Source organism: Tenacibaculum sp. MAR_2009_124 (assembly GCF_900105455.1).
Lineage (GTDB): Bacteria > Bacteroidota > Bacteroidia > Flavobacteriales > Flavobacteriaceae > Polaribacter.
Genome location: NZ_FNSF01000005.1, coordinates 966,187 through 991,557, shown reverse-complemented (window position 1 = coordinate 991,557; position 25,371 = coordinate 966,187). Strand labels below are relative to the sequence as shown.

24 protein-coding genes are annotated in these 25,371 nt (G+C 30.9%); 15 read left to right on the top strand and 9 right to left on the bottom strand.

Annotated elements, in window-relative coordinates:
- Window positions 1-77: 77 nt before the first annotated feature.
- The 4 genes from BLW23_RS15180 to BLW23_RS15165 all read right to left on the bottom strand — a co-directional run bounded on the left by BLW23_RS15180 (window position 78) and on the right by BLW23_RS15165 (window position 4,333).
- Complete coding sequence (locus BLW23_RS15180; RefSeq protein WP_093671314.1) at window positions 78-1,724, bottom strand: glycerol-3-phosphate dehydrogenase/oxidase; 1,647 nt, start codon at window positions 1,722-1,724, stop codon at window positions 78-80.
- Window positions 1,725-2,079: 355 nt separating this feature from the next.
- A complete protein-coding gene (locus BLW23_RS15175) occupies window positions 2,080-2,517 on the bottom strand; it encodes a YHS domain-containing (seleno)protein (RefSeq protein ID WP_093671312.1) in 438 nt (145 codons plus the stop codon).
- A gap of 8 nt (window positions 2,518-2,525) precedes the next feature.
- Window positions 2,526-2,975 carry a YHS domain-containing (seleno)protein gene (locus BLW23_RS15170; protein ID WP_093671844.1) on the bottom strand — a complete coding sequence of 150 codons (450 nt, stop codon included), beginning with the start codon at window positions 2,973-2,975 and terminating at the stop codon, window positions 2,526-2,528.
- Between the two features lie 383 nt (window positions 2,976-3,358).
- Complete coding sequence (locus BLW23_RS15165; protein WP_093671310.1) at window positions 3,359-4,333, bottom strand: LuxE/PaaK family acyltransferase; 975 nt, start codon at window positions 4,331-4,333, stop codon at window positions 3,359-3,361.
- Between the two features lie 116 nt (window positions 4,334-4,449).
- Here BLW23_RS15165 and BLW23_RS15160 point away from each other — a divergent pair, with 116 nt between their 5' ends.
- From BLW23_RS15160 to BLW23_RS15140, 5 genes are read left to right on the top strand one after another with little or no spacing between them, the layout of a single operon-like run.
- Window positions 4,450-4,770, top strand: a complete 321-nt coding sequence (locus BLW23_RS15160; protein WP_093671308.1) for a DUF4377 domain-containing protein — start codon at window positions 4,450-4,452, stop codon at window positions 4,768-4,770.
- Between the two features lie 32 nt (window positions 4,771-4,802).
- On the top strand, window positions 4,803-5,204 hold the full coding sequence (locus BLW23_RS15155; protein WP_093671306.1) for a hypothetical protein: 402 nt from the start codon (window positions 4,803-4,805) through the stop codon (window positions 5,202-5,204).
- A gap of 23 nt (window positions 5,205-5,227) precedes the next feature.
- Window positions 5,228-5,767 carry an RNA polymerase sigma factor gene (locus BLW23_RS15150; RefSeq protein WP_093671304.1) on the top strand — a complete coding sequence of 180 codons (540 nt, stop codon included), beginning with the start codon at window positions 5,228-5,230 and terminating at the stop codon, window positions 5,765-5,767.
- Window positions 5,768-7,093 carry an outer membrane beta-barrel protein gene (locus tag BLW23_RS15145; protein ID WP_093671302.1) on the top strand — a complete coding sequence of 442 codons (1,326 nt, stop codon included), beginning with the start codon at window positions 5,768-5,770 and terminating at the stop codon, window positions 7,091-7,093. It abuts the gene before it with no gap.
- Window positions 7,094-7,105: 12 nt separating this feature from the next.
- Window positions 7,106-7,504, top strand: coding sequence for a hypothetical protein (locus BLW23_RS15140; RefSeq protein ID WP_093671300.1), 399 nt, complete (start codon window positions 7,106-7,108; stop codon window positions 7,502-7,504).
- A gap of 202 nt (window positions 7,505-7,706) precedes the next feature.
- Here BLW23_RS15140 and BLW23_RS15135 read toward each other — a convergent pair whose 3' ends face one another.
- The 3 genes from BLW23_RS15135 to BLW23_RS15125 all read right to left on the bottom strand — a co-directional run bounded on the left by BLW23_RS15135 (window position 7,707) and on the right by BLW23_RS15125 (window position 10,238).
- On the bottom strand, window positions 7,707-8,456 hold the full coding sequence (locus tag BLW23_RS15135) for a 3'-5' exonuclease (protein ID WP_093671298.1): 750 nt from the start codon (window positions 8,454-8,456) through the stop codon (window positions 7,707-7,709).
- 259 nt (window positions 8,457-8,715) lie between these two features.
- The gene (locus BLW23_RS15130) at window positions 8,716-9,318 is read right to left on the bottom strand and encodes a hypothetical protein (protein ID WP_093671296.1); all 603 of its coding nucleotides are present in this window, start codon (window positions 9,316-9,318) and stop codon (window positions 8,716-8,718) included.
- Between the two features lie 329 nt (window positions 9,319-9,647).
- Window positions 9,648-10,238: a hypothetical protein gene (locus BLW23_RS15125; protein WP_143032194.1), complete on the bottom strand. Its 591-nt coding sequence runs from the start codon at window positions 10,236-10,238 to the stop codon at window positions 9,648-9,650.
- Window positions 10,239-11,011: 773 nt separating this feature from the next.
- On the opposite strand from BLW23_RS15125, the gene BLW23_RS23300 reads away from it, so the two are divergent.
- The 3 genes from BLW23_RS23300 (at window position 11,012) to BLW23_RS15110 (ending at window position 13,744) form a co-directional block, all read left to right on the top strand.
- Window positions 11,012-11,698 carry a helix-turn-helix domain-containing protein gene (locus BLW23_RS23300; protein WP_176829842.1) on the top strand — a complete coding sequence of 229 codons (687 nt, stop codon included), beginning with the start codon at window positions 11,012-11,014 and terminating at the stop codon, window positions 11,696-11,698.
- Window positions 11,699-11,925: 227 nt separating this feature from the next.
- Entirely contained in the window at window positions 11,926-12,624 is a 699-nt protein-coding gene (locus BLW23_RS15115; protein ID WP_093671290.1) for a response regulator transcription factor, read from the top strand.
- Window positions 12,625-12,703: 79 nt separating this feature from the next.
- Window positions 12,704-13,744 (top strand): sensor histidine kinase, encoded by a 1,041-nt coding sequence (locus tag BLW23_RS15110; RefSeq protein ID WP_093671842.1) that lies wholly within the window; start codon window positions 12,704-12,706, stop codon window positions 13,742-13,744.
- Between the two features lie 188 nt (window positions 13,745-13,932).
- Here the strand turns inward: BLW23_RS15110 and BLW23_RS15105 are convergent, their stop codons facing one another.
- Window positions 13,933-16,134, bottom strand: coding sequence for a patatin-like phospholipase family protein (locus tag BLW23_RS15105; RefSeq protein WP_093671288.1), 2,202 nt, complete (start codon window positions 16,132-16,134; stop codon window positions 13,933-13,935).
- 190 nt (window positions 16,135-16,324) lie between these two features.
- Complete coding sequence (gene uvrC / locus BLW23_RS15100; protein WP_093671286.1) at window positions 16,325-18,127, bottom strand: excinuclease ABC subunit UvrC; 1,803 nt, start codon at window positions 18,125-18,127, stop codon at window positions 16,325-16,327.
- Window positions 18,128-18,242: 115 nt separating this feature from the next.
- Between uvrC and BLW23_RS15095 the strand changes: the two genes are divergently transcribed.
- The 7 genes from BLW23_RS15095 to BLW23_RS15055 all read left to right on the top strand — a co-directional run bounded on the left by BLW23_RS15095 (window position 18,243) and on the right by BLW23_RS15055 (window position 25,259).
- Window positions 18,243-20,015 (top strand): MutS-related protein, encoded by a 1,773-nt coding sequence (locus tag BLW23_RS15095; protein ID WP_093671284.1) that lies wholly within the window; start codon window positions 18,243-18,245, stop codon window positions 20,013-20,015.
- Window positions 20,016-20,084: 69 nt separating this feature from the next.
- Window positions 20,085-21,077 carry a GTP 3',8-cyclase MoaA gene (gene moaA, locus BLW23_RS15090; RefSeq protein ID WP_093671282.1) on the top strand — a complete coding sequence of 331 codons (993 nt, stop codon included), beginning with the start codon at window positions 20,085-20,087 and terminating at the stop codon, window positions 21,075-21,077.
- A gap of 245 nt (window positions 21,078-21,322) precedes the next feature.
- Entirely contained in the window at window positions 21,323-21,685 is a 363-nt protein-coding gene (locus tag BLW23_RS15080; RefSeq protein WP_093671280.1) for a four helix bundle protein, read from the top strand.
- A 38-nt stretch (window positions 21,686-21,723) separates the two neighbouring features.
- A complete protein-coding gene (locus tag BLW23_RS15075; protein WP_093671278.1) occupies window positions 21,724-22,941 on the top strand; it encodes a molybdopterin molybdotransferase MoeA in 1,218 nt (405 codons plus the stop codon).
- Window positions 22,942-23,207: 266 nt separating this feature from the next.
- The gene (locus BLW23_RS15065) at window positions 23,208-23,570 is read left to right on the top strand and encodes a four helix bundle protein (RefSeq protein ID WP_093671276.1); all 363 of its coding nucleotides are present in this window, start codon (window positions 23,208-23,210) and stop codon (window positions 23,568-23,570) included.
- A 46-nt stretch (window positions 23,571-23,616) separates the two neighbouring features.
- On the top strand, window positions 23,617-24,090 hold the full coding sequence (moaC, locus tag BLW23_RS15060) for a cyclic pyranopterin monophosphate synthase MoaC (protein WP_093671274.1): 474 nt from the start codon (window positions 23,617-23,619) through the stop codon (window positions 24,088-24,090).
- 38 nt (window positions 24,091-24,128) lie between these two features.
- Window positions 24,129-25,259, top strand: coding sequence for an NTP transferase domain-containing protein (locus BLW23_RS15055; RefSeq protein WP_093671272.1), 1,131 nt, complete (start codon window positions 24,129-24,131; stop codon window positions 25,257-25,259).
- Window positions 25,260-25,371 lie beyond the last annotated feature (112 nt).

The window sequence follows — 25,371 nt, the reverse complement described above, 5'->3', positions numbered from 1 at the left end:
AAACTCAAATTCATACTACTTTTAGACTCCCTCAAAAATTGGTTTTAGTATATTCTTTTTCGCAAAAACAATTTTTCTTACTTAAACTGAACCGCCAATTGTATTTTTTCTTCCAACTCCTGGTTATGAATTTCTACCAATTCTTTTTCCCAGTTAAAATATGTAGCAAACTCAGCTATAACAAATTGTTTATTTCTATCTACACTCGGTTTATCGAAGAACAAACGCCCTGTTCTTCTCATAAAAAAATCGGTTGGTGTGCAGGTCATTTCATGATGAATGCTAAACCAAATTTCCGCCTTTAATAGTCTTTTTTCGCTATTTTCTTCTGATAACTCATCAAACTTATCTAAAATAGTACTGGTTTGTTTTCCATAGTTATATACTAAATAAGCGGCATCTTGTTTCGTAAATCCTTCAGATTTCATACGCTTATTCACTTGTTTATTGTAAATTTTTACAGACTTGAAATTCTGAAATGGGCCACCAGACAATACAATCTCTTCTGTTTGAATAGGATCGAATTCTATTTCAAACCTACGTGTCATTTTCTTAGCCACTAAGTCAACAATTCGTTCTGCCATTTTACGGTATCCGGTAAGTTTTCCTCCAGCAATAGAAATAAGCTTCGTATCTGATACAAAAATTTCATCTTTTCTTGACAGTTCCGAAGCCGACTTGCCTTCCTCATGAATTAAAGGTCGTAAACCTGCCCACGAAGATTCAATATCCTCCAAGGTTAATGTGATTTCAGGAAACATATTATTTACGGCTTCTATTAAATACAACGCATCAACAATAGAAGTTTCTACATTGTTTTTGTCTTCCTGATAATTAGTATCGGTAGTTCCGAAATACGTTACTTTCCCTCTTGGAATCGCAAACATCATTCGTCCATCAGGAATGTCAAAATACACCGATTGTTTTACAGGTAATTTTTCATGTGCAACCACTAAGTGTACTCCTTTAGTTAAATGTAAACGTTTTCCTATTTTTGAGTTATTAATTTGACGTAATTCATCTACCCAAGGCCCTGCTGCATTTACTACATATTTAGCATTGACATTAAATGTTTCCTTAGAAAAAACATCTGTTACTTTTGCACCAACTACGCGTTTATTTTTGTAGATAAACTCGTTGGCTTCTACATAATTTATTATTTGAGCGTCATATTGACTCGCTGTTTTTAAAACTTCAATGGTTAAACGAGCATCATCTGTTCTATATTCTGCATAATATCCAGCACCATTTAAAACTCCTTCAGGTAGCAATGGTTCTTTTTCTAAAGCTTCTTCTTTATCCAGCATTTTTCTTTTATCATCGCCCTCAACGGAAGCCAAAACATCATACACTTTTAATCCGATTGAGGTTAACCAAGAACCATAGGTTCCACCTTCAATTAGTGGTAAAATCATTTTCTCAGGAATTACCAAATGCGGTGCTAATTTATGAACAATAGCTCTTTCTGTTCCTACTTCTTTAACCAACCAAAAATCGAATTGCTTTAAATATCGCAATCCACCATGGATCAGCTTTGTAGATTTACTACTGGTTCCAGAGGCGAAATCATTTTTTTCAATGAGTGCAACTTTCATTCCTCTGGAAGCTGCATCGAGCGCAATTCCAGCACCGGTGATTCCTCCACCAATAATTAGAATATCGAATTCTGTTGATTGTAATTCTTGTTTACTGTTTTCTCGATTAAAAAATGAAAAGTTGTTCATGCTAGAAAGGATGTTTCAAACAAAAATAAAAGAAAAAGATTACTATACCATTTGTAATTTGAATAAAGAAAAAAAACAATCAGTTTTCTTTTACTCTTTAAGTGAGATTAAAATGCTCCGACACTTGTATCAAAATTCCGAAAACAGTTTACTTTGAATGTATCGTGAGCTTACCTCTAGGTAGTTGATTTCAACTCGCAAAATGGCATAAAAAAAAGAGCTGAAATGATTCAGCTCTTTTTCGTCGTCCCCCTAGATTCAATTGAATCATATTAGTTTATACCATTTGCAATTTAAAGTTACCGTAATAAAACGTTCTTTTTTCTTTTACAGTAATTTCAAACACCAACTGGTATTAATGATTAATCGACTTCCAGTTTTTGTCTGCTTGTTCTTTTAATTTCTCAGGGCTTTCTTCATTCCACAATTTTAGTGTATTGGTTCCCCAAGCGTTGTAAAACAAGTATAATTTATTATCTCTTATTTCAAATGTTTTTGGATTGATATCAACTTTCTCTCCAGTTTTCCCAATTGCATACGCACAATATCCTCCATATTGAGGCACATATTTTTCAGGTGATCCTTTAAATTTTTCTAAATTTTTTTGAGAAGAAAACCTAAATGTTGCCTCGTTATAACTGGTCGAAAACTTTTTATTTCCTTTTGTTGCAGCGTTATTGAAATAGGCTACAACATCATATCCTTTGGCTACAAGTCCTTTTTTTACATTGTAATTTTTTTGACTATATCCTAACGAACATATAAAAAGAAAGATGATAACTAATTTATTCATTTCTACTATTATTTATATTTAAGTTCTTCCCAATTATTATCTCCTTGATTCTGAAGCTTTTTAGTATCTCCTTTTTTCCAATCATCAAGTTTATTAGATATCCAAGAATTGTAAAATAAATACAACTTTCCATCTCTTATTTCATACGCTTCAGCATCGATATACATTTTTGTTTTTTTCGCTGCTATTGCATATGCACAATATCCTCCATATTGTGGAATATATTTTTCTGGGCTTTCTTTAAATAGTGTTAGATTTTTTTCTGAAGAAAATTTAAATTTCACCCCATCATGAACCGTTTGGAATTTGTTACTTCCTTTATTAGGTTCATTATCTACAAAATAAGATACCACATCATACCCCTCAGCTACAAAGCCTTTTTTGGTGTTATAATCTATTTTTTGGGCAAAAATAGCCGTCGATATTGTTAACAATATTAAAGTAAAAAGTTGTTTCATAATGGTATAGTTTTGTGAAGTTGTCGAATACATTAACAAAGGCTTACATTAAACTTGCCTTTTTTTATCTCTTTGGTTTTAGTCAATAGCAAGGAAAGGTGCTAAAGAATGTTACTCTTTGTGTTTTTACTTGAAAATTAAATAGTTTACCCTAAGCTACTTGTTTTGAATTATTTTAATAAATTCTTCTAAGTACATAACAAAATTAGCTAAACGGACTCTCAATGTCAGGTCGAGCGCAGTCGAGACTCTAATTTTACTAGGTATAGATATAAAAGACCTCTCGACTACGCTCGAGGTGACATTGTCTCCTAATAAATATAAGTAGTAAAAAAATGAACTGGTCAAGTTAAATTGTTTTTTGTCATATACTTAACAAATTCTTATAGAACCATTAAATTACATCCTCGGATATCGGAATTATCAAAACGTCCTATAATTTCGAAGCTACCGTCAGAATGTACTTTTCCTAAATCTTGAGTCGCAATGAATGAGCATGAATTAAAATTTGCTAGATCAATAACATTAATTCCTCCTGAATTTCCTTTGGGTAATACTGTTAAAGGATCTTCCGTATCTCTTGTTAATAATTTCATCCAAGGTGGACTATTAAAAATACCTTTTCCTTTAGAATATCCCTGACTTAATAGTTCAGTCATTCCGTATTCTGAATGAATTTCAGATATTCCGAAACCTTTTTTCAAAATGTCATGAAGTTCAGCTCTAATTAACTCTTTTCTTCTTCCTTTCATTCCACCTGTTTCCATAACAATGGTGTTTTTTAAAGAAAACTGATATTGCTCAATTAAATCTAACAAAGCAAATGAAACTCCAATTAACAAGACTTTTTTTCCTCTTTTATCAAGGTCTTTTAACGTTTTAGTTAACTCAGATAAATTATTTAAATAAAATCCACTTTCCGGATGACTTGAGCGTTTAATTAAATCGTTCACCATATAAATTAATGAAGAACCTTTCCGTTCGAGATAGTTTGGTAATAGAGCCAAAACAACGTAATCGCTTATGTCTCCGTAAAATTGTTCAAACCCTAACAAATAACTTTTCTCATACCAGGATATGTCGGTAACCAAATGTTTACTTGTAACACTGCCCGTTGTTCCAGAGCTTGAAAATGTTTCTTGTACTTGATCTTTAGAGGAAAGTATTTCTTTCGATTTAAAAAATTGAATCGGTAAAAAAGGTATTTCCTCAATTTTTGTAACATCTGATGGATGAATATAGAGTAAATCGCAAAAAGATCGATATACGTTATTGTTAGCGAATTGATGTTTAAAAACAGCAAGTGCAACTTCTTTAAAATCTTCTTCAGACTGTATGTTAAAAACCTTGTTCTGCATAATTTTTACAAAAATAAGAGTATTCTACGCAACCTTTTAATTTTTTATGCATCTAGTAATAAAAACCACTAATGATGTTTTAAGCAAAGTTAGACGTTCCATTTAAATATTCTCATATGAAAAGACTGCTTCAATCAAAAATAGACAATGTACTACGACTAATGAACATTACTAGTTCAAAAGATTTAAAGAATCAAAAATTTATTATGATAGCTTCCAGAAAAGCTTCTCAGAAAGAATTGCTCTTTAAGGAAAATGAATTTGATGCTTGGAAAACCTGCTATGATACTATTAATGGTTTCGTATATGAGGATGGATACGAATATGAACTTTTAATTTCTATTAAAAAATCATCAAATATGAATATCGGAAAAGACACGTCTTTAATAAGAATTTTAACCAAAACTAAAAAAGAATCTTACGATTTACCTAATTAACCTATTTATTAAATGAAAAACCAATTTTAATTATGAAAAACCTAAAACTACTACCTATTTTATTTATTATTCTATTATCATGTAATAACAACGATAATATTAAAGAACCTATTGATTCAAGAAATCAAGAAGAACACTATCAAGAAGTATCAAAAATACTTGAACAGGCTAATAATATGCTCAAAGATTTAACTTGTAACAATCCTGATGATTGGTCGTTTATTTCCTATGGAAGCAAGGCTTGTGGTGGCCCACATGGTTATATTGCTTATTCAAATGAAATAAATGTTGAACTGTTTAAAAGTTTAATTGAAAAACACAGAAAAGAAGAAGATAAATACAATAAAAGATGGAATGTAATGTCGACCTGCGACCTTCCTGGAGTGCCAAAAGGAATTGTTTGCAACAACGGAAAGGCTCAGTTTAATTATTAGTATTTTTAAAAAAAAATAGACTCATTAACCTAACAACAATCATACAACAATGTTGCCATCAGAATATTAAGGCACAAGCAGAAGTTTATCAACTATATTCTGCAAAGCTATTTGCCTTGTGCCTTAAATATTCTAAAAATTATGAGGATGCTCAGGATACTTTACAGGACAGTTTTATGGTCATTTTTAAAAAAATTAAACAATATGATCATAAAGGGTCTTTTGAAGGATGGATGAAAAGAGTAGCTATTAATACCGCTTTACAAAAGTATCGGCAAAAATCGCCTTTACAGTTGATAAAAGAAGAAGCCATTGAAGAAGTAGAAGATGTGTATTATGATGAATCTGAAGTAAATGTAGATTTTCTTTTATCATGTATTCAAGAATTACCCGATAGGTATCGATTAGTTTTTAACCTATATGTATTAGATAAGTTTTCTCACAAAGAAATTTCCGAGATGTTAAAAATTTCTGAAGGAACTTCAAAGTCTAATTTATCAAGAGCTCGGTTATCATTAAAGCAAAAAATAGAAGCTCATCAAAAAGTACAAAAAGAAGCATAAATGGATAGTAAAGAAAATATAGATAGATTGTTTCAAGAAAAACTTGAAGGTATGGAGGCAACTCCTAATCCTGAGGTTTGGAGTGCTATTGAAGCAAAGCTAAAAAAGAAAAAACGTAGAGTTTTACCCATGTGGTGGATGTATGCTGGTGCTGCTTCTGTTATCATTGCTGGGTTCTTATTATATCCGTTTTTAAAAACCGATAAACCTATTATTAATGACGTTATTGTAACTTCTCCTAAGCGTACTAAAGATTCAATGCAGATTCATAAATCCATACCTGTTTTACCTATTCAGGAAGAAAAGACTGTAATTGCAAAAAGCTCAAATACCCCCAGAAAAAGGCAACCAAAACAAAATAGTGCATCAATAAAAAATTTAACTCAAAATACAAACCTTATTGCTAGTGAAAATTCAACTTTAGATAAAGCGGTGAAAGAAGGGTCTTTATCCGAAGAGAAAAATGCTATGGAAAAGATTTCTTTCGAAAAGAAAACACAAAACAATTCAGTTAAAATTTCCTCTAAAAATGATTCTACTTCCACTAAGAAATCTATCAAAAAAGACTTCTTAAAGGAATTGGAAAAAAGAGATAGTGTATTAGTTGCTGCAACGAAAGACAACAAATGGTCAGTATCGCCAACGTTTGCATTAACTCATACCAACTCTTTTACGAATACCTCGGCGTTAGATAAAAGTTTAAACGCTTCTGATACGAACGGAGAAAATACTTTTTCATATGGTGTAAAACTTGCCTATGAGGTAACTAATAAATGGACTGTTCAGTCAGGTGTGTTTGTGCAAAAAATTGGCTATTCAAACTCTAATCTTTCTGTTCTTAACAATGTTAGAGGAGCTAGTTTGGAAAATGTAGAACATAATTCGGAACCGGCTTTCTTATTAAGCACTTCAGAAACTGCACTTGATGCAAATTCTCTTTCCACTTCAAGAGTTGAAACTACTCGTGCTTCTTTACAACAAAACTACAGTTATATTGAAATTCCTGTAGAAGTAAAATATACGTTTTTAGAAAGTAAAAAATTCAGTTCTCAAATAGTTACAGGAGTAAGTTCTTTATTTCTAAATCAAAATGAAGTGATACTCTCTTCCGAAACTCAATCTCAATCACTGGGAAAAGCCAGTAATTTAAACACTATAAATTTTAGTGGAAACTTAGGTATTGACCTTCAATACTCAATAAACAAAAAATTAAAGATCGCAATTAACCCAATGTTTAAAGTTCAATTAAATACTTTTTCAAAAAACGATAATGGTTTTAGGCCTTATACCATTGGTGTGCATTCTGGATTAATTTATCAATTTTAAAAACCTAAACTCATGAAAAAAATATTATTATTTGTCTTAACCCTAGGCTTTCTTTCATGTTCACTCGATGGAAATAATTTAGTGGTTAAACTATTGCCTATTGACGAGTCAACAACACCCGATAGTTTTACATACAATACTATTGATACCATTAAAATTAAATACTCTTTACCTGACAATTGCCATTCATTTTACAACTTGTATTATCAATATGATGATACAACAAGAATTGTAGCTGTAAGAGCTTTACAGGATTTAGATGCTAATTGCGTTAATCAGGCAATAGAAAGAGAACTTGATATTCCAATACAGGTACGACAAGAAGAAGATTATGTTTTTAAATTTTGGAAAGGTAAAGATGCCAATGGGAACGACGAATACGAAGTAAAAGTAGTGCCTGTTAACAATTAAAATCTGAAACGGTCTCTCAATACTATATTAGGACCATTCATAAAACTATGTCCTGAAATTACTTCATGCTATACTTTGCTTACTCTTGATTTTACATAGTATTAGTTAGTTACACTAAAACCTCGAAGCTCATAGTGTGATTGTATTTTCAGGATTTTTATTAGGAATAAATAGTTGCATTACTAAGGGAATAATGTATGCTTTATTGATTGTGAAGAGGCTGAAAGGCCTCTTTCTTTATGCTCACAACTGCATCTTCCTGTAAAATAGGTTGATTATTTAACCGTAAAAACACCTGTGCTACTGCAACCGTATCACGTTCGCAATAATCGACAATTCTTTGAATGTTTTTTTCTTTATAAAAAATACCTGCAACCTCACTTCCGTCAATATCTTCTTTAGGGGAAGGAACTCCCAAAACATAAGTAAGTAATTTTAGCGAAGTATAATGTTTATAGTCACCAAACTTCCATAATTCCAGAGTATCCAAATGCGCAATTTCCCATGGTTTCTTTCCAAATAAATTAAGTTTATCCGGGAGTTGTATTCCATGAATTACCATTCTCCTAGCAATGTATGGAAAATCGAATTCCTTACCATTATGAGCGCATAATAAATGCTGTTTCTGGTTAAAATGATTCTCCAAAAGGCTTTTAAAATCTAGCAATATTTTTCTCTCATCAATTCCTGAAAATGAAGTAACCCGAAAGGTTTTTATTTCATTTTTATTTATAAAATAGCCTACCGAAATACAAACTATTTTACCAAACTCCGCCCAAATTCCAGCTCTCTGATAAAACTCTTCAGCACTATATTCCTCTTTTCTTTGGTATTTCGTTTTTAGATCAAAAAGTTCTTTTTCTTCACTTGACAAACTGTTCCACATTTCGTTTTGTGGTACTGTTTCAATATCTAAAAACAAGATGTTTTCAATATCATTATTTTGTAACATATTTTTCTTTTATTAGTACATAGCGTTTTTATGAACCTTTTTTCCTTTTCCATTGATTGACCCCCTGGGACTATGCTCAGAATAAAACAGGACAAAAAATCTAGTCGACCAGACTTAACTCAAAAATAATTCTATCGCTATAATCATAATCACTTAAGAATATTTTTGTCTGGTATCTCAAAATGACCTCAACTGGTAAAAACTCATCAATGAAATAAACTATAAATATGATGTTATTTTTGTAATAAACTAAAAACTTTTATCTATCTACATCCAAAAAAGCTCTATTCTCAAACATGGCTTTATATTCTTTCTTTGAAAAAGAAGAGTGTACATTACCATAATTTTCGACTTTATCAATTTTATAAAGTTTGCTTCGTCGTTCTATTTCGTAATTATTTTGTACAACATAAACAGAATCTTTTGTTACTTCAACTATTTTTAAAGTAGAGTAAAAATCAGATGGTTTATACTCAATTATGTCACCTTTTTCTGGCGAGGCAATATAAATGACTTTGTCTTTTTCGTGTTGTTGTGCGTAGTAAAATACAAAGAAAATAAGTAGAGCAAAGATACCTAGACCAGACCAATACCAAACAGGAGTCTTTGTGTGTTTTTTAATATCCAAGGAATGTTGCTTTAGCTTCTCATTCATTCCGCTAAAATCATTTGTTACTTTGCAATTCGTACATTCAGAAAAAGCTCTTTTACCAATTGGGAAAACGGGAATCCAATATAAATACACGTATTTTCCGTATACTGATATATTATGAGGTACTACTTCCTCACAGTTATCACATTCAACTCCTTTAGAGGTTCTTTCAGAGTGAATATGGGATCCTTTTGTTCCATAGAAAATCATAGGCTTAATTTTTTAGATAACAATTAACTAGTTGTAAAAACGTTGCAATTTTACTTAAGATCTAAAGGTATAAAAATTTATCTATTTCTCTTGAGAATGAATTCAGGTGTGCTAAAATTCTCACTTTTTGTTAATAACTCGAATTTTCAAAAACCAAAAACTAAGTAAAATCAATGATTGTGAAATAGCTATATTTTTATAAGGTTACAAGAAATAAAAAAGAGAACCTAAAAAAGTTCTCTTCCTAACATTACTAACCTTTTTAAATTTATTCAAGAAACATTTGTTGATTAGTAATTGTAATTCAAATAAATGAACTTGCTTAAACTTTAAAACTGCCAGCCAAAGTTTAAACCAAATTTTCCAGTAAAATCTCGCTCATTAGGATCGTCTGCAAAACCAAGGTTACGACCTAAACCACCGTTTATATCAATAAGAAATCCAGAATCACTTACCCATTTCCAGCCAATACCTACACCTACCGCTGTTTCAAAATAGGTTTTGTCATTTGTATTTGTAGAATTATCAAACCAGAAATTGAAGTCATTTTCATATGTGTAGAATTTTAAAAAACCTTCACCATAAAATCCTTTAGCACCATAATCTTCTTTCGAAAAAAAGTACTGGCGATAATAAGGTGAAAACGAAAATTTCTCTAAGATTTCCGAGCCTTTTTCATTATCAAAATTAATATTTAAATCTGCACCAATACCACTGTACTTATTTAGCACATACTCATACCTTGGGTTAAAGGCTGGGAAAGCAAGTCCTGCAATTACATCTAAACTAAGGCTATGTCGTTTTGATTTAGAGAATTCAGTCATGCTTCTTTGACTTTCTGTTTCTTTAGAATCCGTGTTGTCTTGAGCCTTAACCATAACGCTTATGGCTAATAGAATCATAAATAATTGTTTTTTCATCATGTTAAGTTTTATTTCAGGTTTCATTTTTTTAAGAGGTTCTCATTTAGTTTTGTCCATGTGTTTTTTTATTAAAAAACTAAATAAACAACCAGAATCTGTTTCAGATTCTCTTCATAAATTTTCATTACCACGAAATAAATCAACAAAAGAGGTATAAGCAAAAACTACTTCCCTGTATTCATAAAAGAAAGCTTGTTTTTATAAATTCACGGCAAAATACGATCAATCAAAACGTATTAACATAAAAACCAAAATGTATATATTTGTTTTTATAGGGAAAACAACAACTTTAAAAATTGATGGTGAAAGATTTTTTCAACTTATTCTTGCTAGTTAGTTCCATTCACGGATTTATATTTTGCTTAATCCTATGGTTTTCAAAAGGGGGTACGAAAAAAGCTTTTCTTTTTATTAATTTTTTAGTTTTGGTAATCTCTTTAAATAACTTCCAATCCTGGGTGTTAGTTAAACAATTTTTTCAAGATAGTCAGTTCCTCAGGTATTTTGAAATACCTTGGCATTTTTTAATCGCCTTATTTTTTTACTTGTTCCTTATTAATTATCTGGAAATAGAAAAAAGAAAGCAAAGCCTTTTTAAAATTGTTTCGATCGCTTTTTTGGGACTATTACTCGTTCGACTCGGCTTCTATTTTAGTAATAATGAAACCATTTCTAACCTAACGACTTTTAAAACGTATGTAATTTTTGAGGAGTTATTAAGTATGTTCGTTTCAATTACCATTTTTATTTATGCTTACTATTTATACAAAATGGTTAAAAGGAAAAGAATTCCATCTAACATTACAGATTTCGATAACTTAAAATGGATTCGAATATTTTTCAGATTAGGGTTGTTGTCTTATGTTTCTTGGTTTATTCCTTTGCTAATCACATTAATTCTTAAGTTTAATATATTCTTACCATCCTATTATCCTCTGAGAATTTTTACGACAATTTTAATCTATTGGCTCGGTTATCAGTCTATTATACAGTTAAGAGTTTTACAAGAAAGAAAATATTTGCGTCCGTTGGTCGCAAGTAACTCAAATACCTTAAACACTCACCCCCCTGTTAACAACTCAAAAAGTAACAAACAATTAGGTATTCCAGATGAAATTATTAGAAATATTTTATTAGGTCTTGATCAATTCGAACAAAACAAAGGTTATACTTCTCAAAACATGAACCTAACTATTTTAGCCAAAGAATTGAATACAAATACAAGTTATTTATCTAAAATAGTAAACTATCATAAAGAAACTTCGTTTACAAATTACTTAAACACATTAAGGATTACCAATATAATTACTTTATTGGAATCTAATTCAATTATCAGAAAATATACAATTAAAGCCATTGCTCAGGAAGCGGGTTTTAGTAACTCCGACTCCTTTTCTAAGGCTTTTGTTAAACTAAAAAACATAACTCCGTCAGAATTCATAAAAAATTTGAAATAGGTATAATGTAATAATATTGGACATAACTCTAATCAAAATTATACATCGGCACGGTAAATAATATTTAGGACTATCTTTTGACGTAAACAAAAGCTAAAACACTGATTCATAAGTAAAAATATTTTTACAAGTTTATAAATCATTAAATCAACGTTAAGTTAAATAGCTAAATAGCTATTTTGTTATTTTATCGTTACTTTTGGAATATAGTACTTAAAAATCAATGTATGAATACTAGCGATATTAAGATTTTATTGGTTGATGATGAACCAGATATACTAGAAATAGTAGGTTACAATCTAAAATCTGAAGGATATCAAGTTTTTACAGCCAGTAATGGGGCTGAAGGGGTTAAAACGGCTAAAAAAGTGCAGCCGCATCTAATATTATTAGATATTATGATGCCAGAGATGGATGGAATTGAAGCCTGCGAAAAAATTAGAGGAATAAAATCTCTTGAAGATTCTATTATTTCCTTTTTAACGGCAAGAGGCGAAGACTATTCTCAAGTGGCTGGTTTTGACGCTGGTGCTGACGACTATATTACAAAACCTGTTAAACCAAAGGTTTTAGTTAGCAAAGTAAAATCATTACTTAGACGACTAAAATCTGAAGAAAAAACAGATGCCACGACCAAAATTGGTGATATAATAATTAATAGAGACGAGTATGTCGTTTTTAAAGGTGAAAATAGAATTTCTCTTCCTAGAAAAGAATTTGAACTATTTTCGCTATTAACATCGAAACCTGGAAAGGTTTTTAAACGTGAAGTTATTTTAGATAATGTTTGGGGTAATGAAGTTGTTGTTGGAGGAAGAACTATTGATGTTCATATTAGAAAGCTTCGTGAAAAAATTGGTGATGATTATTTTAAAACAGTAAAAGGTGTTGGTTATAAATTTGTGCTAGAAGGATTAGACAAATAACACCTATTTAAAAAACAATATAAGGTGGTAGATTGCTTTTTAAGGCAATCTACTTTTGTTTGTAACAAATAACAATATTTTGAAATTGAAAAAAACATATAAATATGCACTTTGGTCAGCTTTTTATTTGACCATTCTTTCTACCATTTTTTCGGTACTTACCTATTTTTTACTCTATAAGCATTTAGGTATCGTTACTTATATCGCTTTTGGTATCATAATATTTATCATTTCATTTTTTGTTATTCAGTTTAGAGCGGAGCATTTTATTTATCAAAGAATAAAAAAACTATACGAAGACATCTCTTTTTTAGACGTTAATGATTTAAAAAGAAAAAAAATAACAACTGATGTTGAAACCTTAACAAAAACGGTTCAAGAATATGTTGAGGGGAAAAGTGAAGAGATTGCCGATTTAACGCAAAGAGACTCCTTTAGAAGAGATTTTTTAGGAAATGTGGCTCATGAACTTAAAACACCTCTTTTTACCGTACAAGGCTATGTTTTAACCTTAATTGAAGGTGCCGCCGAAGACAAAGAAATTAGAACAAAATATTTAGAAAGAGCTAGTAAGGGAGTAGAAAGATTAACCTCTATTGTTAAAGATTTAGATATGATTGCTAAGTTGGAAACTGAGGGTATGAAAATGAATATCGAAACCTTTAATATTTTGGAAATGATTCAGAATGTTTTCGATTTATTCGAAATGAAAGCGAAAAAAAGAGGTATCAAATTGCAGTTAGATAAGGCTTATGAATTTCCTTTTTTTGTGAAGGGCGACATTGAACGAATTGAGCAAGTAATTATTAACCTTATTGTTAACTCAATTAAATACGGTAAAATAGGCGGAGTAACTACTGTAAGTGTTGAAAATTACAACTCAAAGAAATTCATTATCAAAGTAAATGATAACGGAGAAGGTATAAAGCAAGAGCATCTTTCACGTTTATTTGAACGCTTTTATAGAGTTGATCAGAGTCGTTCCAGAGAACAAGGAGGTTCTGGATTGGGACTATCTATTGTAAAACATATTATTGAAGCACATGGAGAAACCATCTTATTAAAAAGTAAATATGGTGACGGATCTGAGTTTTCTTTTACTCTTGAAAAAGCTGTTTAGTATCTCCTTTAAAAATAAAGAGTCCAATGTATTCTCAATACTAGATGACAATGTATTTCAATGAAACAATTAGGTTTTCTTTCATTCTGAAATTTGTTTCACTATTTAATTCCAACAAACTCTGGAATACATAATCAATTGGATAAAGAACTCAGAATTGTTTTCTTTAACCTTTTCAAATATCATTCTTAAAACCAGAAACCTAAATTAAACAACCAGTATTTCTCTTTATGATCTGGTGACCAAGAGTATTTCAATTCAATAGGACCTATAAAGGTACTCAAGCCATATCCCAAAGCGTAACCTGATTTTGTGTTATCAAATAATTTACCATCCTTAAAAACATCATGTTCAATTCGGGCGTAATTAGCTATAAAAGTGGCGTACTGATTCTTATAAACATTGTACCTAAAGTTAAACTCTGACTTTACAAATGTTTGATTCCCTAATTGAGCTGTATCATATCCATAAAAAGACACGAAATTATTGATGTAGTTTTGGTTATAGCCCCCTAATCTAAAATCAAAAATCTCTGAAGCTTCCTTTCCTAATGTAAACCCACCTTCTCCTGTATATTGAAAAGTTAATTTATCATCTAAAAAAGATTTGGCAAATCCAACAGTACCTGAAATTTGAGAGAACTGATTAAACTCATTACTCTCTAAAGTAAGTTCATCAATACGATCATTTCTATCAGACCAAATAAACCATTTGAAGGCCACATTTGCAAAATACCCATCCGTTGGATATATTTTTTTATTGTACGTATCTAACTTCAAAAAAGAATAAGCGTTAACATAGTTGCTATTATCAAACACAGTTTCTTCACCCTCGGTTAAAAAAGTATCCGAAGAAATTTTAATCTTTTTGTTTTCAAGTCCAATTCCAAAAGCAAACTTTTTATCAATAGTAGTTTGAACATAAAAACTATTACTAAAATCTTTATACTTGATGTTAATTCTGTTTATTACGTCGTTATTAAAAAGAAAGGAACTTTTAAAAGAGTTATAACTAGAAGTAAAACCATAACTAGGGATTAAACCATTATCAATAAAATAATCCATCCTATATCGAATACGATCACCGATTCCTACATCAAAATTAAACTCATCATTTTGCATGAGCAGTTTTCTACGATTATAGTTTAAAAGAACAGCCGTTTTATATAATAAATCGTAATGAATTCCAAATCGAACGTATGATTTCACGTTATCTTCTTTAACCTTTAATTCTAATTTCTTTCCAGAAAATGACTTCTCGAAATGATAATCAATTCTTTCAAAATTATTAGTTGCCGATAATGAGCTGATTTTTCTAGAAATCTCTTTATATGAAGTACTATCTCCTTTCTCAAGCTGAAGCTTTCCTAAAACATAATTATCCGTATAGTGTTTATTTCCTTTAATAACAATTCTATCTACCAAAAACCTTTTGCTCTTTAGTGTAATTTGAGGGCGTTTTTTCTTTATTTTTTGAAGTTTAGCAATGCTATCAAAAACAAACTTTTGGGGTTTTACAACTCTTATTCCTTCAGCTATAATTTCTTTGTTTTTATCAAAAGAAAGAACACTGTATTCTATAATGTTTGGTTTTAAATTAAAATCGACAAGTTTTGCCTGTTCATCAGATTTACGATACATCTGAAAATTGATTATTTGAAGTAAAACCGAGGCTACTGAAGACAGTTCTTCTCTTCTTAAAAGTTCCCCTTGAACATTCACTCCAATTATCATGTCAACGCCTTTCGTTTTCATAATATCTACAGGAAAGTTATTTACAACTCCTCCATCCACTAGTAACTGACCGTCAATATCAACTGGATTTAATAGCGAAGGAAATGCCCCACTTGCTCTTAATGCTAACGCTAAAGAACCCTTTTCAAGAACTACTTCTTCTCCTGTTTCAATATTGGTTCCAATACAGAAAAATGGAATAGGTAGTTTTGAGAAATCGGTAATTTCATCAGCTGGAGCTAATAATTCTGTTAAAAAATTAAGTACGTTTTGCCCTCTTGACAGTCCTAAAGGTAACCCCACAGCTCCATTTTTTATAGGTAGTGTTACCGAGTATTTTTCTCCATGTTGTTTTATAAAAAAAGGTTTTGATTCTCTGGCCACCTCATCCTGAAGTAGTTTCATAAAATCAGCTTCTTTAATCACTTTTTCAATCTGATCAGGAGAATAACCAGCAGCATAAAGCCCTCCTACAATAGCTCCCATGCTAGTTCCTCCAATATAGTCAATCTGTAACCCCGCTTTTTCTAACTCTTTTAGTACTCCAACATGAGCAAATCCTTTTGCCCCGCCCCCGCTTAAAACCAATCCAACTTTTGGTTGTTCTTGCGCAAATAGCATTATAGGAGCCATTAAAAAAAATAATAGCTTTTTCATGTGTTTGTTTTCACTTTCTTACTTAGAAGATGCTAACTAACGTCAAAATATTAATAAGTATTATACTCATTAATGATTTTAACATAACAACTCTATGCTTTTAAATTATTATTTACTAATGCGTAATATAAAGGGGTAACAAGTGTAATAATTTTTTAATTAATTCTTTTCGAAAAGCAATTAATTAACGTTATTCCATAGTTTGATTTTTATGATAATACTGATAGATTTTTTGTGCTCTTGAAAAACCTACCGCTTCTTTTAACTCCTCTAAACTAGCACTTTTTACTCGTTTAGCTGATTTAAATTTACGTAATAAATTTGTTATCGTTTGTTTACCAACATCCGGAATTTGTTCTAGTTCAGACTGAATCGCACTTTTGCTTCGCTTATTTCTATGGAAAGTAATTCCAAAACGGTGCGCTTCATTTCTTAAATATTGAATAATTTTGAGTGTTTCAGATTTTTTATCTAAATACAACGGAACACTATCACCTGGGTAATAAATTTCTTCCAAGCGCTTTGCAATACCAATAATAGCTATTTTTCCTCTTAAACCAAGTATGTCTAAACTTTTTAAAGCAGAAGACAACTGTCCTTTTCCTCCATCAATAATAATAAGTTGTGGTAAAGGCTGTTCTTCTTCTAACAAACGTTTATATCTTCTATAAACTACTTCTTCCATAGAAGCAAAATCATCTGGACCTTCAACCGTTTTAATATTAAAATGACGATACTCTTTTTTACTTGGTTTTCCATCCTTAAAAACTACACAGGCGGCAACAGGATGGGTTCCTTGAATATTCGAATTATCAAAACACTCAATATGACGAGGCTCTGCTCGTAAACGCAAATCTTTCTGCATCTGCCCCATAATTCGCTTTACGTGTCGATCAGGATCAACAATTTTTATCTGTTTAAACTGCTCTTGTCTATAATATTTAGCATTTCTTTCTGATAGTTCAACAATACGTTTTTTATCACCTAACTTCGGAATGACTACTTTTATTTTATCTCCCAAATCAACCTTAAATGGCACATAAATTTCGCGAGATAAAGAATTGAAACGATTTCTAGTTTCAATAATAAACAACTCTAATAAGTCTTTATCACTTTCTTCAAGCTTTTTCTTTATTTCTGTTGTATAAGATTGTACAATAGCTCCATTCATTATTTTGAAGAAGTTGGCATATCCGTGAGTTTCATCTGAAATTAAAGAAAATACATCTACATTGTTAATTGAAGGATTTACAATAGTTGATTTTGCCTGGTAATTTTGTAACGATTCAATTTTTTCCTTAATCTTTTGTGCCTCTTCAAATTTCATATCGGCAGCAAATCCCATCATAATGTCATGAAATTGTTCAAGACTCTCCTTAAAATTACCTTTAATAATATTTCTGATTGCTCTAATATCATTCATGTAACTCTCCTCTGTTTGCATTCCTTCACAAGGCCCTTTGCAATTCCCTAAGTGATATTCTAAACAAACTTTATACTTGTCGGAATTAATTTTGGTTTCATGCAAATCGAAATTGCATGTACGAAGTGTGTACAGCTCTTTTATAAGATCCAATAAAGCACTTACCATGCGCATATTGGTATACGGACCGAAATATTCCGACCCATCTTTAATGACTCTTCTTGTTGAAAATATTCTAGGAAAACGTTCTTTCTTAATACAAAGCCATGGGTAAGACTTATCATCTTTTAAAAGCACATTATACCTTGGCTTATATTTCTTTATCAGGTTGTTTTCTAAAAGAAGTGCATCTGTTTCGGTATCAACAACGATATGTTCAATCCTAACAATTTTTCTTACGAGAATTCTGGTTTTACCATTTTCATGGTTTTTGGTAAAATATGATGATACTCTCTTCTTTAAATTCTTCGCTTTTCCGACATAAATGATGACATCATCTTTATCAAAATACTGATAGACTCCCGGAGAATTCGGCAGGGTTTTTATTTGAAGTTCTAAAGTTGTAGGCATTAAAAGAAAAGCTTTAAACGAAAATACAATTTTCTAAAAACATAGCATTATATTATTTTCTCTATTTTACAGAACAAACTGGGTTTAAACCTGTATTTTTATTCTTTTTTAAGAGATGCAAGAACTACATAATTTTTATTCAAATCAACTTGAGAAACACAACCAAAATCTTAACGAAATTAGTAAAACGATTAACGTTGTTAGACTCTTTCGTTTTCTCATTTTCTCTGGTTTAATTATTGGTGTTTATTTTACTTTTCAAATTTCATATACACCAATTATTATTGGAGCTGTAGGAGTTATTATTTTCGGTTTTCTTGTTGTAAAGCATCAAAATTTAAAAGAAAAAAGAAATCTGATTCGATCAAAAATTTCGTTCAATGAAACCGAACTTTCGATTTTAAATGGCGATTTTTTTGATAGACCTACTGGAGAAGAATTTATCGAACCTTTGCATCATTATAGTAATGATGTTGATTTATTTGGAAGAGGTTCTTTCTTTCAATATTTAAACAGAACAGCAACCATAAAAGGAAAAGAACTTTTAGCTTCTTTGCTTACCGCAAACAATATTGAGTCCATTGAAGAACGACAAAAAACACTTCAAGAACTTTCTCAAAAATCAACATGGAGAGAAAATTTTACAGCATTGGCGCAATTGGTTTCTCCTACACAAAAACAAACTTCAAATATATCTCGTTGGATAGAAACTTTCGAAGTAACACTGCCATCGTTTCTAAGAGTTCTTCCAAAAATATTTTCTGCTATTTCATTAATTTTAATTGGATTAGTTTCGTTTGACATAGTTTCTTTTTCAGCAATTACCTTGTGGTTTTTTATTGGTTTAGGAATTTCAATGGTTTATTTTAAAAAAACGCAGTCTTTATATACTTCAGCGAGTAGTGCAAAAGATATTTTTAAACAATATTACTTACTCCTTGAACAAATAGAAACTGAAAGTTTTAAAACTGACTTCTTGAAACAAAAACAGTCAGCCATAACCACAGGAGAAAAAAAATCATCAGCAATCTTTAAAGAATTTTCAGGTATACTCAACGCCTTCGATCAAAGAAACAATTTACTCATTGCTATTGTTGGTAATGGTTTATTTTTATGGGATATTAACAATGCTGCGAAAACAGAACATTGGATTACCACCTACAAAAATGTTGTTGATAACTGGTTTCATGTAGTTGATTTTTTTGATGCCTATAATTCTTTAGCCAATTTTGTTTTTAATCATCCAAATTATAGCTTTCCTTCTATTGCTAGTCAACATCAAACAATTAAAGCTTCCAGTTTAGGACACCCTCTTTTAAAAATTGTAAACAGGGTAGACAATGATTTCAGTATTAATAATGAGGAGTTTTTTATTGTTACCGGTGCTAATATGGCCGGGAAAAGTACATTTTTACGTACAGTATCATTATCAATAGTTATGGCGAATTGTGGCTTACCTGTATGTGCGGGTACTTTTAGGTATTCTCCAATAAAACTAATTACTAGTATGCGAACTTCAGATTCGTTAACGGATGATGAATCTTATTTTTATTCTGAATTAAAAAGATTGAAGTTTATTGTTGATGAAATAAAGGAAGACACTTACTTTATAATTCTCGATGAGATATTAAAAGGAACAAATAGTAAAGACAAAGCTATTGGTTCTAAACAATTTATTGAGAAATTAACTAAATCGAAATCCACAGGAATTATTGCTACACATGATGTTAGTTTATGTGAATTAGCCGATGAATATGAACAAATTCAGAATTATTATTTTGATGCTGAAATTGTAAACAACGAATTGTTTTTTGACTATAAAATGAAAGACGGCGTTTGCAAAAACATGAATGCTTCTTTTCTGCTTCAGAAAATGGAAATTGTGTAAAAATGAAACTAATAAGCAATTAACAGTTATTTAGAGTAACTAGTTTTTGAATTCCTTACCTTTGTTATTATGCAGCAACTTATTGACAGTTTTGGGCGTCAAATTACTTATGTTCGATTGGCAGTTACCGATCGTTGTAATTTACGATGTCAGTACTGCATGCCTGCTCATGGTATTGACATAGTTCCAAGAAAAGAGTTATTAACCTATAAAGAAATGTACCGAATTGTTCGTGTACTCACTGAGTTAGGTGTTAACAAAGTTCGATTAACTGGTGGTGAGCCTTTTGTAAGAAAGGACTTTGTGAATTTTTTAGAAATGCTGTCTTTTAATGATCTTCTAAACACTATCAATATTACCACAAACGGAGCTTTAATTAAAAAACATATTAAATCGATTGAGGGTTTAAAAAAGGTTAAAAACATCAATTTAAGTATTGATAGTTTGTACGAGGATAAATTCAACCAGATTACCAGAAGAAATGTGTTTTCAGAAGTGTACAGTGCTCTTGAGTTATTAGAAAAAAGTTCCTTAAATTTAAAGTTGAACGTGGTGGTTCAATCGGGTTTTAATACTAACGAAATTAATGACTTTGTAAAGCTTACAGAAGATAAAAATATCGTTGTTCGTTTTATTGAGGAAATGCCTTTTAATGGTAGTGGGCAACGTGAGATTGGAGAAAACTGGAATCTAAAACGAATTCTTGAAGAAATACAATCTGAATTCAAAATTTATGAAGTACCCACAAAAAAATCATCTACTTCAAGAAATTTTCAGGTTGAAAATTTTAAAGGCTCAGTAGGAATTATACCTGCATTTACAAGAACTATTTGCAATGATTGTAACAGAATTAGAATTACCTCAACAGGAATGCTTAAAAACTGTTTGTTTGATGATGGTGTGTTTAGCATTAGAGATTTTATTCGAAAAGGAGCGAGTAACGACGATTTAAAAGAATTATTTCTGTCACTCGTAAAAGAAAAGCCAAAAAACGGGTTTGTTGCGGAAGCTAATCGAACAAAAGGAAATGTCTCGGAAAGTATGAGTACTATTGGGGGTTAGTTTTGAGTTTTGAGTTTTGAGTTTTGAGTTTTGTATGGATGAATTTATTACTTAAAATTCAAAATTTAGAATTCAAAATTTAAAGTGAAGTGTTGAATGTTGAATGTTGAATGTTGAATGTTGAATGTTGAATGTTGAATGTTGAATGTTGAATGTTGAATGTTGAATTTCGCTAGCTCAATTAGTGAAAATAGTGATAAATGCTTTATTTTTAGGGTTAGTCAAAAAAACTAAAAATTAAAGAGATGAAAAAGAGTATTGTTCAAAGCAAGAGTTTTAAGTTTTCGTTAAACATAATTTCCTTGTTTTCAAAACTACAGAAAGAAAAAGAATTCATTATTTCAAAACAGCTTTTAAGAAGTGGAACTTCAATAGGAGCGAATATTGAAGAAGTAATGGCAGGCCTGAGTAAAAAAGATTTTATTGCCAAAATGTCTATTTCTTCGAAAGAAGCTAGAGAAACTAGGTATTGGTTATTATTACTAAATGAAAGTGATTTAACCCAAATAAATGTTTCTTCACTTTTAAAAGATATAAACGAATTGATACGATTGTTAACATCAATTGTCAAAACATCACAAGAAAACCTGTTAAAGAAACAAGTATAAAAATTTAAAATTCAACACTTAAAAAAAAAATTTTATTCATGATCACAGCAGAAGAAGCCAAGAAAATCATATTAGACCATACTCAAGATTTTGGAATTGAAGAAATTCCTTTTTTAGAATCTGTTGGAAGGGTTTTAAAGGAAGATATTGTTGCCGATAGAGACTTTCCTCCATTTAATAGAGTTGCTATGGATGGAATTGCTATTAACTATCGTTTTTTTGAGCATGGAGTTCGTGATTTTAAAATAGAAGGTGTTCAAGCTGCTGGGGCACCACAAGAAACTTTAGATAATGCTGCCAATTGTTATGAAATCATGACAGGAGCGGTGCTTCCAAATAATACTGATACTGTTATTCGTTATGAAGATGTATCCATAAATACACTAATGGCTACCGTAACTGTTGATCAACTTAAAGAAGGACAAAATATTCATAGGCAAGGTTCTGATAAGCCAAAAAACACAATTTTAATTAAAAAAAACTCCACTATTTCTCCAGCTGAAATTGGTGTATTGGCAACCGTTGGTAAAAGCACCGTAAAAGTTGCTAAACAACCAAAAGTAATGATTATCTCTACAGGAGATGAGTTAGTTGAAATAAACCAAACACCGTTGCCTCATCAAATCAGAAAAAGCAATGTTTACACCTTGGTTTCTCTTCTTAAAAAACTAAACATTCCTTCAAAAACTGCTCATTTAACAGACAATAAAGAAGTACTCTCTGCAAAAATTGCCGAATACATAAATACCTATGATGTACTCATTTTTAGCGGTGCCGTTAGTAAAGGAAAGTTTGATTTTCTTCCAGAAGTCTTATCGGAATTAGGTGTTCAAAAACTGTTTCATAGAGTTTCGCAACGCCCAGGAAAACCTTTTTGGATGGGAGTAGTTGATACCTCTGAAAAAAATAACACAGCTGTGTTCGCTTTTCCTGGTAATCCGATATCTACTTATGTAAATTGTATGGTTTATTTCACTCCTTGGTACTTTAAAAGTGTTCAAGTTAATCAACCTATAAAAACAGCTATTTTAGGTGAAGATGTTGCTTTTAAACCGAGTCTGACTTATTTTTTACAAGTAAAATTAGCTTTTGAAAATGGACAATTAATAGCAACCCCTGTTAAAGGGAACGGTTCAGGAGATTTAGCGAGTTTAGTGGAAGCTGATGGCTTTATTGAGCTTCCTAAACAAGAAGAGTTAATGTATAAAAAAGGAAGCGTTTTTCCAATATATAGCTATCGCAGTGTTGAGTGTTGAGTGTTGAGTGTTGAGTGTTGAGTGTTGAGTGTTGAGTGTTGAGTGTTGAGTGTTGAGTGTTGAGTGTTGAGTGTTGAGTGTTGAGTGTTGAGTGTTGAGTGTTGAGTGTTGAGTGTTGAGTGTTGAGTGTTGAGTGTTGAGTGTTGAGTGTTGAGTGTTGAGTGTTTGCGAAGGTTCCTATAATAACTTAAAATTCAAAACTTACAACTTAAAATTTATCACAAATACTTAACTTTATACATGAAAAAGAACTAAAAATTAGAGAGATGAAAAAGAGTATTGTTCAAAGCAAAAGCTTTAAGTTTTCATTAAACATAATTTCCTTGTTTTCAAAACTACAGAAAGAAAAAGAATTCATTATTTCAAAACAGCTTTTAAGAAGTGGAACTTCAATAGGAGCAAATATTGAAGAAGCAATGGCAGGTCAGAGTAAAAGAGATTTTATTGCCAAGATGTCTATTTCTTCGAAAGAAGCTAGAGAAACTAGGTATTGGCTATTGTTACTGCAGGAAAGTGATTTAACCCAAATAAATGTTTCTTCACTTTTAAAAGATATAAACGAATTGATACGATTGTTGACATCAATTGTCAAAACATCACAAGAAAACCTGTTAAAGAAACAACAATAATAATTTAAAATTCAACACTAAAAATTCAAAATTTATAAATAAGAAAGTGAGTAATTTTACACACATAAACGAAAAAAATAATCCTAAAATGGTGAATGTTTCTGATAAGAAAATCACTAAAAGAACAGCAATAGCAAAAGCTACTATGTTTTTAGGTACAGAAATAATTAGTCAGTTTACCAATGATGAACTCTTCACCAAAAAAGGGCCCGTTTTTCAAACAGCAATTATTGCTGGAATACAAGGAGTAAAGAAGACGTCAGATATAATTCCAATGTGTCACCCTCTGTTGATTAATGGAGTTGATATTGATATTTCTGTGATTGATGACCTTCATATAGAGGTAACTTGTAAAGTAACTATTGAAGGAAAAACTGGAGTTGAAATGGAAGCCTTAACTGGAGCTTCAGCCACTTGTTTAACCATTTATGATATGTGCAAAGCTATTAGTCAGGACATGGTGATTAAAGAGCTTAAGTTGGTAGAAAAAACAGGAGGAAAATCAGATATTAAAAAATAGCAAGAATAAACGCTCAATTTAAATTCTTCAACATAGAAATGCAAAAACATAAAAAACACGCCAATCTAACCCGAAAGTATAACGACAATTTTGCTTCTAACGAAGTCGCTATTTTAGGTGCCAAGTGTAGCATTATTACCAATTTAGTTTATGAAGTAACTAAAAGACTTTCTAATTATGATCTAGGGTATTTTGATGCTTCTCATGCCAAAGATATTGATGCCAATAGTATATCTGAATATACTTTTCATCACGAAGGAAACCTTCAATTAAGTACTCGATCGTCAATTAATAAATATGAACAACGTTTGCAATTTTACAATCATGACTTTGTTTTCATTAACGGAAATCATTATCAAGGAGCTAAACAAGTTCTTATTCTTGATAACGAAAAAGAGGCCTCTATTAAAAAGCGTATAGACCAAATTACCAATATTGCTTTTGTTATTAAGTTAAATGACGATTCAAGGTATTTTGATTGTTTAAAAGAGAAGTTTCCTCAAATAGAAAATATTACTTCTTATGGAATAGAGGAAATTGATCGCATAGCCAATCATTTTAAAAACCTAATCGAAGAACGAATTGCAACAGTAAAAGGTTTGGTGTTAATTGGAGGAAAAAGTACCCGAATGGGAACTGATAAAGCAATTCTTAATTATTTTGGAAAACCTCAAAAAGAATACAGTAAGGAGTTGTTAGAAGATTGCTCTTTACAAACATTCTTCTCCGTTCAGCCTTTCGACTCAGTTCAAAATGACATTAAAAAGGACAATGAAATTCATGATACTTTTTTAAACTTAGGTCCTTTTGGAGGAATTTGTTCGGCTTTTCAAAAGAATCCAAATACTGCATGGTTGGTTTTAGCCACCGATGTTCCTTTTGTTAATAAAGAGATTATTCAGCTTTTATTAAAACATAGAGATCCTAGTAAAGTAGCCACTACTATTAAAGGAAAAGGCAAGGAATTCCCTGAGCCTTTAATAACTATTTACGAGCCAAAAGCCTACGGAAAACTATTACAATATTTAGCTCAAGGATATTCATGTCCACGAAAAATGTTAATCAATTCTGATGTTAAGCTCGTTGAAATTGAGGACGAATTCATAAGAAATATAAACACACCCGATGAGTTTGAAGCGGCTTCAAAAGAAATTAAAGCTGGTTTATGAGTCTAATTCGCATTATACATTAGAAAATCTATTACATATGGAAATTACTTCAAAATCTGCTAAAACAGTCATTTTTCCCTTTAACCATAGCCACGCTATGCAAAAAGCAAGA

Bases quoted from the DNA above. Each gene is read 5' to 3' on its own strand.
- BLW23_RS15180 (WP_093671314.1), bottom strand. From the start codon at position 1,724: ATGAACAACTTTTCATTTTTTAATCGAGAAAACAGTAAACAAGAATTA.
- BLW23_RS15175 (WP_093671312.1), bottom strand. From the start codon at position 2,517: ATGAATAAATTAGTTATCATCTTTCTTTTTATATGTTCGTTAGGATAT.
- BLW23_RS15170 (WP_093671844.1), bottom strand. From the start codon at position 2,975: ATGAAACAACTTTTTACTTTAATATTGTTAACAATATCGACGGCTATT.
- BLW23_RS15165 (WP_093671310.1), bottom strand. From the start codon at position 4,333: ATGCAGAACAAGGTTTTTAACATACAGTCTGAAGAAGATTTTAAAGAA.
- BLW23_RS15160 (WP_093671308.1), top strand. From the start codon at position 4,450: ATGAAAAGACTGCTTCAATCAAAAATAGACAATGTACTACGACTAATG.
- BLW23_RS15155 (WP_093671306.1), top strand. From the start codon at position 4,803: ATGAAAAACCTAAAACTACTACCTATTTTATTTATTATTCTATTATCA.
- BLW23_RS15145 (WP_093671302.1), top strand. From the start codon at position 5,768: ATGGATAGTAAAGAAAATATAGATAGATTGTTTCAAGAAAAACTTGAA.
- BLW23_RS15140 (WP_093671300.1), top strand. From the start codon at position 7,106: ATGAAAAAAATATTATTATTTGTCTTAACCCTAGGCTTTCTTTCATGT.
- BLW23_RS15135 (WP_093671298.1), bottom strand. From the start codon at position 8,456: ATGTTACAAAATAATGATATTGAAAACATCTTGTTTTTAGATATTGAA.
- BLW23_RS15130 (WP_093671296.1), bottom strand. From the start codon at position 9,318: ATGATTTTCTATGGAACAAAAGGATCCCATATTCACTCTGAAAGAACC.
- BLW23_RS15125 (WP_143032194.1), bottom strand. From the start codon at position 10,238: ATGAAAAAACAATTATTTATGATTCTATTAGCCATAAGCGTTATGGTT.
- BLW23_RS23300 (WP_176829842.1), top strand. From the start codon at position 11,012: ATGGTTAAAAGGAAAAGAATTCCATCTAACATTACAGATTTCGATAAC.
- BLW23_RS15115 (WP_093671290.1), top strand. From the start codon at position 11,926: ATGAATACTAGCGATATTAAGATTTTATTGGTTGATGATGAACCAGAT.
- BLW23_RS15105 (WP_093671288.1), bottom strand. From the start codon at position 16,134: ATGAAAAAGCTATTATTTTTTTTAATGGCTCCTATAATGCTATTTGCG.
- uvrC (WP_093671286.1), bottom strand. From the start codon at position 18,127: ATGCCTACAACTTTAGAACTTCAAATAAAAACCCTGCCGAATTCTCCG.
- BLW23_RS15095 (WP_093671284.1), top strand. From the start codon at position 18,243: ATGCAAGAACTACATAATTTTTATTCAAATCAACTTGAGAAACACAAC.
- moaA (WP_093671282.1), top strand. From the start codon at position 20,085: ATGCAGCAACTTATTGACAGTTTTGGGCGTCAAATTACTTATGTTCGA.
- BLW23_RS15080 (WP_093671280.1), top strand. From the start codon at position 21,323: ATGAAAAAGAGTATTGTTCAAAGCAAGAGTTTTAAGTTTTCGTTAAAC.
- BLW23_RS15075 (WP_093671278.1), top strand. From the start codon at position 21,724: ATGATCACAGCAGAAGAAGCCAAGAAAATCATATTAGACCATACTCAA.
- BLW23_RS15065 (WP_093671276.1), top strand. From the start codon at position 23,208: ATGAAAAAGAGTATTGTTCAAAGCAAAAGCTTTAAGTTTTCATTAAAC.
- BLW23_RS15055 (WP_093671272.1), top strand. From the start codon at position 24,129: ATGCAAAAACATAAAAAACACGCCAATCTAACCCGAAAGTATAACGAC.